The sequence below is a fragment of the Candidatus Zixiibacteriota bacterium genome, assembly GCA_014728145.1.
GTDB lineage: Bacteria > Zixibacteria > MSB-5A5 > JAABVY01 > JAABVY01 > WJMC01.
In genome coordinates, this window is sequence record WJMC01000072.1 from 1 (window position 1) to 8,526 (window position 8,526).

At 51.5% G+C, this 8,526-nt stretch carries 9 protein-coding genes; 3 read left to right on the top strand and 6 right to left on the bottom strand.

Going from position 1 to position 8,526, the window contains the following annotated elements:
- Positions 1-49 precede the first annotated feature (49 nt).
- A complete protein-coding gene (locus tag GF404_04545; protein ID MBD3381448.1) occupies positions 50-1,084 on the bottom strand; it encodes a hypothetical protein in 1,035 nt (344 codons plus the stop codon).
- A 1,268-nt stretch (positions 1,085-2,352) separates the two neighbouring features.
- Here GF404_04545 and GF404_04550 point away from each other — a divergent pair.
- Both GF404_04550 and GF404_04555 read left to right on the top strand, forming a co-directional pair.
- Positions 2,353-4,023 (top strand): DUF814 domain-containing protein, encoded by a 1,671-nt coding sequence (locus tag GF404_04550; protein MBD3381449.1) that lies wholly within the window; start codon positions 2,353-2,355, stop codon positions 4,021-4,023.
- Positions 4,024-4,066: 43 nt separating this feature from the next.
- A complete protein-coding gene (locus tag GF404_04555; GenBank protein ID MBD3381450.1) occupies positions 4,067-4,450 on the top strand; it encodes a hypothetical protein in 384 nt (127 codons plus the stop codon).
- Here GF404_04555 and GF404_04560 read toward each other — a convergent pair.
- Positions 4,374-4,784, bottom strand: coding sequence for a YraN family protein (locus GF404_04560; GenBank protein ID MBD3381451.1), 411 nt, complete (start codon positions 4,782-4,784; stop codon positions 4,374-4,376). The genes GF404_04555 and GF404_04560 overlap by 77 nt on opposite strands.
- Positions 4,741-5,376, bottom strand: coding sequence for a ribonuclease HII (locus GF404_04565; GenBank protein ID MBD3381452.1), 636 nt, complete (start codon positions 5,374-5,376; stop codon positions 4,741-4,743). The genes GF404_04560 and GF404_04565 overlap by 44 nt, the downstream gene beginning before the upstream one ends.
- 86 nt (positions 5,377-5,462) lie before the next feature.
- On the opposite strand from GF404_04565, the gene GF404_04570 reads away from it, so the two are divergent.
- The gene (locus GF404_04570; GenBank protein ID MBD3381453.1) at positions 5,463-5,768 is read left to right on the top strand and encodes a Rieske 2Fe-2S domain-containing protein; all 306 of its coding nucleotides are present in this window, start codon (positions 5,463-5,465) and stop codon (positions 5,766-5,768) included.
- Here GF404_04570 and GF404_04575 read toward each other — a convergent pair.
- The 3 genes from GF404_04575 to GF404_04585 all read right to left on the bottom strand — a co-directional run.
- Positions 5,717-6,634 (bottom strand): EamA family transporter, encoded by a 918-nt coding sequence (locus GF404_04575; protein ID MBD3381454.1) that lies wholly within the window; start codon positions 6,632-6,634, stop codon positions 5,717-5,719. The two genes, GF404_04570 and GF404_04575, sit on opposite strands and share 52 nt — an antisense overlap.
- A 40-nt stretch (positions 6,635-6,674) precedes the next feature.
- Complete coding sequence (locus GF404_04580) at positions 6,675-7,466, bottom strand: SDR family oxidoreductase (GenBank protein ID MBD3381455.1); 792 nt, start codon at positions 7,464-7,466, stop codon at positions 6,675-6,677.
- Between the two features lie 12 nt (positions 7,467-7,478).
- A partial coding sequence (locus GF404_04585; GenBank protein MBD3381456.1) for a M20/M25/M40 family metallo-hydrolase occupies positions 7,479-8,526 on the bottom strand: 1,048 nt, incomplete at its 5' end.

Here is an 8,526-nt window from a genome sequence, read left to right on the forward strand (position 1 = left end):
AAAAAAGCCCGGCCGAAGACCGGGCTTGTAAAACATATAGCTTACTAAATTATTTGCATTCCGAACAGGGCTCGGGTCCGCTCGAGAAAGCGTAGTTGACGACATACACAGCGTCGGATACATCCACGATATCATCGCAGTTGACATCGCCCGACTCGACCGGTTCAGGTTCCGGTCCGCCCGAGAAAGCGTAGTTGATGATATACACCGCGTCGGATACATCGATCACGCTGTCGCTGTTAACATCGCCACAGATATACGGCGGATCGGATACGATCACTGTCACTGTCATGGTGTCAGTCCGTGCCGGGCTGTCGGAATCGACGACCTCGACCTTGAAGGTATAATCCGAAGCCCAGGTCAGGGTACCTTCCAGCGTACCGACTTCTCCATCGCTGAACACCAAACCGTAGGGGTACTGTCCCTGCACGATATCCCAGAAATATGGTTCCACACCGCCGACCGCTTCGAACTCATAGAAGTAATATTGACCGACAGTGCCATCCGGAATCTCATAGCACTGGGCATGAAACTCGCCGTCGCAGGCATCACCGACACCATCGTAGTTTTCATCGTACTGGTTCGGATTCTGGGTGTTGATACAATTGTCACAGTCATCACCGACGCCGTCGCCATCGGTATCGATACTGCTGGTGTAGGGAACGTACGGACAGACATCATCTTCGTTCAAGACACCGTCATCATCGATATCCGGATCGCAGGCATCGCCCAGGCCATCGCCGTCGGCATCGCCCTGGTCGACATTGGCAACCTCAGCGCAATTGTCGCAGGCGTCACCGATACCGTCATAATCCGTGTCATCCTGATCGGAATTGGCGTAGACCGGGCAGTTGTCGATATTGTTCGCGACACCATCGTTGTCGGCATCAGGTTTCGGGAAGATACTGCGGATCATATATTCCTCGTCGAGACCGCATCCGGACCACGGGCAATACAGGTTATCGAGAGAGTACCAGGCATTATGGCTGTCGCTCCAGCCGTAATTAAAGTGATACATCTTGACGCCGTCGACTTCCTGCCAGCCGTCGCAGACGATCGAATGCGAGTAGATTCGGTATTGCATCGGGCGCCCCGCCATGACTTCGTCCTTGACCATGTTGAACCACTGGTTGGCGGTATAGCTGGAACGCAGTGCCTGGTTAATCGAGTTATCGTAGTAGAAATAGGTCGGGAATACCGTGGTGGCGTAGTATGTCCATGACCCCGAACCACAAGCACCGTAATCCATATTGAAAGCCACACCAACTTCGCCGTTGAGTTCGGCCAGGGCCTGTTCCTGAAGCGGAGTGCATCCGCCGTTGCAGTTGTCGACGATATTTTCCCAGTCATAGGCATCAGAGAAATCAGCTGACAACAATTGACCGGAAGTCGATCCGCCACAGGAGTTGTCACCGCTCCAGTAGTAGGATTCACTGCCGTTGCCCTGCGGAGGCCATTGCCAGTAAGCCATGATCTGGGCCGCGGCGGTTGCCACACACCCGACCACCGCTCGTCCGCCATCGCCCATCGGACACTCGAGATTATACGGATAACCCTGGTGCCAGGTCGAGGACATCAACGGCACACCTTCTTCAGGTTCAACATCGGCCTTGCCCAAATCGGAGGTAAATTCAGCTTTGTCACGGGCGTAGAAATCCCACTTGTCACGATTTACCTGGTCGAACAATCGTTCGCTCTTGTCAGCCGGGACAGCATCGAGACTGCCGTAAGTATCGACATAGAGCCGAACCCGTTCACGCAACACATCTCGCACCAGCTTCGCGAAACCATCGGAAGCATCGACATCGAAATCAGAATTCTGGGAATAAGCTTTGATCGGCGGGAGATCCTTCAAAACCGGCACGATCACATAGCCGGAGGGCTCGGTATAATAAACTTTTGCAAGCAGAGTATCGTTTTCAATAATATCGGCTGTATTTACAACCTGCGGGTTGAGCTCGCCGGCCCAGCCGTTGTCATAATAAGAGATCAGGCTGATCCAGTTCGATCCGACCTGGTCCATCTCTTCAGATGTGGCCAGTTCGGCTTGCGACATTACTGGAAACAAAAACAGTATGCCAAGAATCAATAAAATAGAAAGGGTGGAATTTGCTGACGTCCTGGTAGCAGATTCAATTTTCAACTCACACCTCCGGGTTTTGGCGGCTGGTACGGAATGTAGATTAGTCTAACTCAATATATTATAACTCAAGCCAACGATTTGTCAAGAAACTTCAGCCGTAATTTGTTTTACATTTGTTTGCCCTCTTTCAGTGATACGCATAAATCATGTCCATATTCAATATTATCGGATAAAATGTTGGCCTGTGCAGATCAATTTATATATCCTTAATGATCATGAAACTGACAGCACTTCATACAGGCAGACTGGCTCGCGAGATGGCACGCGACCTGGTCGGAGGCAAGCTTCGCGATCTCAATAAGTCTGAGAAAGACAAGCGGATCGAAATGCATATTAGTACAGCCACAGGGCCGTTCAGTATTGTCTTCCTGTTCGGGGGAGGCAACTCGGTGGTTTACTTCATTGCCGGTTTCGCTCGTAAGATTACCACGACCAACTTCCTGCCCCAGTTGCGTGAAGGTACAATCGAAGGCGTCCATCAGGTCGGACAGGATCGTATTCTTGAAATTGATATTCGCACAGATGAAGGCCTTCACCGTTTGATCTTCGAGCTGTTCGGACAGAATTCCGACCTGTACCTGACCGATTCCAGCAGGAAGGTAATTACCGCCTTGAAAAAATCTTCACGTGACGAAGTCTGCTACTCGACCCCCGAAAGCCTGCCGTTTCTAAATCCGATCGACTTCGATATCGATCAGTTGATCGCTCAAATTGAAGCGAAGAAGCCAGAGCGCTTGGATGAATACTTGAGAAAAGCCTTTTTTGGATTGGAAAAACCGGATGTCATAGATTTCATGAATACAGCCGACCTGAACCGCGATCAACTGGCTGGAGATGTCAGCTTGATCGAACTTCGCCACCTGCTTAAATTGATCAGGACGACCTGCCGTGATTTTATCGAAGCTAGTCATCCGGTCAGTTACCGGCTCAATCCGGTCCACATATACCTGTCGTATTCAGAGAATCGTCCTTGCGCTGATAGTATCGCGCAGGCCCTGTATCTGACCCATGAGAAATCACAAATAACCGCCAGGCAGTCATCGCCCTCAAAAATTCTGCTGTCACAGTTGCAACAAGCCACCAAAAAGGAACAGCGCAAACTCGAAAAAATCAGAAAGCAACTCAAGAAGTTCGAGAGCCATGACGAGATTCGCAAACTGGCAGAACTCCTGAGCATAAACCTGCACAATCTTGAAGAAGGTGCTGAGCGGATCGAAGTCGAGGATATTTATTTAAAATCTAATGAGAAGGTGACCATACAGCTCGATCCCCGGCTCAGACCCGGTGAAAATCTCCAGAAACTGTTCGAGCGTTCAAAAAAATACCGCGATAAACTGCCGGGAGTAAAAGAGGAATTACTGCGCACCGAAGCACGCTTAAAAGAACTCGCAACCTTGATATCGACTGCGAAGTCAATGGATGACGATGATGATTTCAGCGAGATCAAAGAGCGTTTAAATGAATTGGGGCTGAAAAAACCGGTTCCTCAGAAAGCGGGCAGAAAAGAGCCACCCGAACGGTTGCCTTACAAGAGTTACCAGACCACGGCCGGCGAGGAGATTTTAGTCGGTAAGTCGTCTCGGGACAACGACCGGCTGACTTTCAAATTTGGCAGAAAGCACGATCTCTGGCTTCATTCACAGCAGACAGCCGGAAGCCATGTCATCCTGCGTCGCCCCAACCGAACTCATCAGTTCTCAAAACAGAGCATCCTAGAGGCGGCCGAAATCGCCGCTTATTTTTCCAACGCGCGCAACGCCGAGCATGTGCCGGTCTTTTACACCGAGGTGCGCTATGTGCGCAAGGCCCGCAAAGGCGCTCCCGGACTGGTGATTCCGGAGCGCACCCAGACCGTTTTCGTCGATCCCAGGCAACCCTGAAGTTTAGACTTTCTATTTCAATCAAATCAGCTATCTTGGAGCCATGAAAACGATCATCATAATCATCGTCGTATTGGCAATCGCGACTCTCTTGTACTTCGCCACACGCTCACCGGGTGAACTGGAAGTCGACGCCGAGATTGATAAGTTCGCGCGGGTGCAGACAGCGCTGGCGATCGAGACAGAGCATTATTTCCACGACGACAGCCTTTTGGCACCGATCAGGGATTCGATTTTAAATTATTATGAAGTCAGCGAAGAATGGCTGTCAAAGATCGAAAACCATATCGACAAACATCCCGGAGGGTGGGTCAAAGTCTACGATAAAATGATCGAGTATGCCGAACGTGTCAAAGATTCGCTGACGCGTCAAAGGCGGCCGGCAGATGATTCAATTTCAACTCACTCCCCTGACCATGACAAGTGATAACATCGAAACGAATCTCGCGATCCCGGATATCATGTTTTTGGATATAGGCCAGAGCGGCCGTGATGATGTTCTTCTGTTTGGCAGGAGTCACCCAGCTTTCCGGCGACCCGAATGACTGGCCCCTCGAAGCCTTGACCTCCACGAAAACGAGCAGGTCATCCTTCTCCATAATCAGATCGATTTCCCTGGAGCCGTGGCGGTAGTTGCGGGTTTTGAGCGTGAATCCCCGCTCCTGCAAATAACGAGCGGCTTCCTCTTCGGCCTGCCTGCCGAAATGTGAACTGCTTTTAGTCAAAGGCCAGTTTTTCCTGGAGAGCGCGGGCCTCGGCAATCATCTTGAACGACCGCCGATGATATACAGTGGGGCCATGAATAACAATCGCCTGGCGATGAGCCGGTGTGGGATAGCCCTTGTTCTGCTTGAAGTTGTATTGCGGATAAAACTGATGAAGTACTGTCATGATCCGGTCACGAGTGACCTTGGCCAGAATCGAAGCCGCCGCTATAGTGAGCGATTTCTGGTCGCCCTTGACCAGAGCTTCCTGAGGCATCTCGAGGTCTGGCAGGAGATGGTTGCCGTCCACCAGGACTACATCAGGTCTTAACTCGAGATTCTCGACCGCCAGTTTCATACCCAGCATGGAAGCATGGAAGATATTGATCCTGTCGATCACACAACGGTCGACAGAGACGATCTTGTAGGCCAGGGCTTTTTTTATGATATAAGCATACAGTTCTTCGCGTTTTTCCGGGCTGAGCAACTTGCAGTCGTTGATACCTTTGCCGCGCATCTTTTCCGGCAGAATCACGGCCGCACAGACGACCGGCCCCGCCAACGGCGCACGGCCGGCCTCATCACATCCCGCCACCAGGGCGTATCCATCACGACGACGTCTGTTCTCGATTCGCAGGCTGACCTTCATACCGATTTATATAAAATATTAAAATCCGGGTTCCAAGTTAAAACTGATGCTTTGATAATCGCATTGTAATAACTAAATTGCAATTAATGAAACTCAAGATCTGCAAAAAATCAGATGTCTCCGAAGGCCGTCCGGTAGCAAAGAAGATTCTCGCCCGGCGGGTGGCGGTCTTTTTAATCGAGGGTGAGTATTACGCCATCGAGGGTGACTGCAAACACCAGAAAGCCCCGCTCGATTCCGGTAAATGCGAGGGTCGGGTGGTCGAATGCGGATGGCATGGCTGGCGCTACGATATCCCCAGCGGTGAATGCCTTACGGAAAAATGGGCCAAACTCAGGACCTACCCGGTAGCTGTGGAGGATGACTGGTTAGTGGTCGATTTGAGCGGGTGAATCCACTCCGATATGATCAGGCCGACCAGCACTGTACTGCCCCCTATGAGGAAATTGCGAGTCAGTTCCTCATGCAGGAAAATGTACGAAAATATATTGGCCAGCACCGGTTGCAAAAAGATAAATACCGTCAGCCGGGAGGCCTCCATGTATTTCAAGGCCCAGTACCAGATCGGGTAGGCCACGCCGGAGGTCGCCACGGCTATAAACAGCATCCCGATCCAGGCCGCGGTCGAGACCTGCGAGAAATCAAAGGTGACCGTGTGCCAGAATCCGAACGGCAAACCCATCAGAGTACCCGCGGTCATGGAGTAAGTCAGGGCCGCGAAAGCTCCCGCCCTTCTGACGAGTGTCTTGCCGAACACCGTATAGGCCGCCCAGGCAGTCACACCGCCTACAATAATCAGATCGCCCGTTGCGAAATCAGGCTCCAGCTTGATCTGCTTGTCGGTCAGTATGATGATTACTCCTGTAAAGGCTACCGCGATACCGATAAATTTGAGCAGGCGAGTTTTTTCTTTTAAAAAGATAATCGCCAGAATATATGCGAACAACGGAGTCAGGCTGTAAAGCAGGGCGGAATGACCGGGTGAAGTGAATTTTAATCCCAGCAAAAACATTCCCTGGTTGGCCGGAATCGCCAAAAATCCAAGCCAGAGCACGAGCTTGAGATCAGATTTGGCGGGCAGAAGAGGACGCTTCCGGGCATACAGGATGGCATTGAGCAGGATGATCGAGATCACAAACCGGACGATTCCGAGGCTTAGCGGATCGAAGTCACGCAGTGCGACTTTGGCAAAAATCGGCGTGGCGGCAAAGATCGCCTGGCCGAAAACGACCACCAGAATTACAAGTATCTGTGGCATGCTCAACCAGACCTGTGCCAGCGCTCGCAGGCCGGCATAATCAGAACAGACCCTTGATGAATCCGCCGTCGATCTGGATCGCAGTACCGGTTATATAGGCCGCGCCCTCGGACGCCAGAAAGGCGATCAGGTTGGCCGGTTCAGCAGGTTTTGCCAGCCGTTTGGCCGGAATCGATCTCTCCCACGAGGTAAAGATCTGTTCGGTCGAGACCTTGCTGTTGCGCGAGAGGCCCTCCGCAAAATCCTTAAGTCTCTGGGTGGCAGTGAAACCGGGACAGATCGAATTAACGGTGACATTATATTGCGCAATTTCATTAGCCAGAGATTTTATAAAACCGAGCACCCCTGCGCGCACGGTATTGGACAGAATCAAATCATCCAACGGCTGTTTGGCGGAAATCGAAGTCAACGCGATAATTCTTCCCCAGCGACGGTCTTTCATGCCCGGCACTGCATGGCGACAGAGATTGATCGTGGATTTCAAGTTTAAATCGATCGCCCATGAAAAATCACGTTCGCTCAATGTCTCAAAAGTACCCTGGGGCGGACCGCCTGAGTTGCAAACCAGGACATCAACATGGTCGAGATATTTTTTCACAGTGGAGAACATGGCCGTGATCTCTTCCGGTTTGGTGACATCGCACTTAACCGGCAAAACCTCACGCCCGGTCTTATCCAGGATATCCTTGGCGGCCTCGTTGAGAGATTTTAGGTTGCGACTGCAGATCACTACTTTAGCACCCTCGCGTGCCAGGCGTTCGGCAGTCGCCTTGCCGATTCCGCGCGAGGAAGCTGTCACCAGCGCTACCTTGTCATTCAATCCCAGATCCATACACTTCCTCTTCTATTTTTTCATCTCAGCCAGCAGTTTGTACAAATACGTGCTGGTCATTATTCCACGTTTATAATCACTTAAACTGAACCATTCATTGGGGGAATGGGCGTTACAGTCAGGTTGACAGAATCCCAAAAGAATCGTGTCGACTCCCAGGGTTTCCTTGAAAGAATTCACGATCGGGATCGAACCGCCTTCCCGGATAAAGAATGTTTCCTGCTGAAATCCCTTGCGCAGTGCTTCGGCGGCCGCCTGCATGATCGGATTTTCCTTGGAAACCTTGGCCGGGGGCGCACCGCCACCGTGGGTAACTTCGACAGTGATCTCTTTCGGCGCGATTTCGAGCAGGTATTTCTCGAGCAGGTCGCAGATTTTTTCGGGATTCTGATCCGGCACCAGCCTCATGGTAATCTTGGCACCAGCCCATGACGGCAATACGGTTTTAGTGCCTTCGCCCGAGTAACCGCCAAAGATGCCGTTGACCTCAAGTGTCGGACGGGCCCATTTGCGTTCCAGTGTGGTGAAACCCTTCTCACCCACCAGCCCGGGCACATCCAGGTTCTTCCGGAAAGCTTCCTCGTCAAATGGAAGCCGTTTGAATTCCTCTTTTTCCCAGTCTTCAATCGGCAGGACATCATCATAGAATCCCGGCACCGAGATATGGTAATCGGAATCATGGAGGGCATCTATAAGCTTACAGAGCTCATGAATCGGATTCGGTACCGCGCCGCCATAGGAACCGGAATGCAGGTCGCGGTCGGGACCGGTAACCTTCACCTCGGCAATCGCGATTCCACGCAGGCCGTAGGTCAGAGCCGGCTGATCGGGACCAAACATGGAAGAATCCGAAATTATCGCCAGGTCACAGGACAGCCTGTCCTTGTTGTCGAGCAGGTATTGATCGAGATGCACCGATTGGATCTCTTCTTCGCCTTCGAAGATCAGCTTGAAATTGATCGGCACGCTTCCCTCTGTTTTCATCAACGCTTCGATCGCTTTGACGTGGATCAAAAGTTGGCCCTTATCGTCGGCCGAACCGCGGGCGTAAATGATGTCG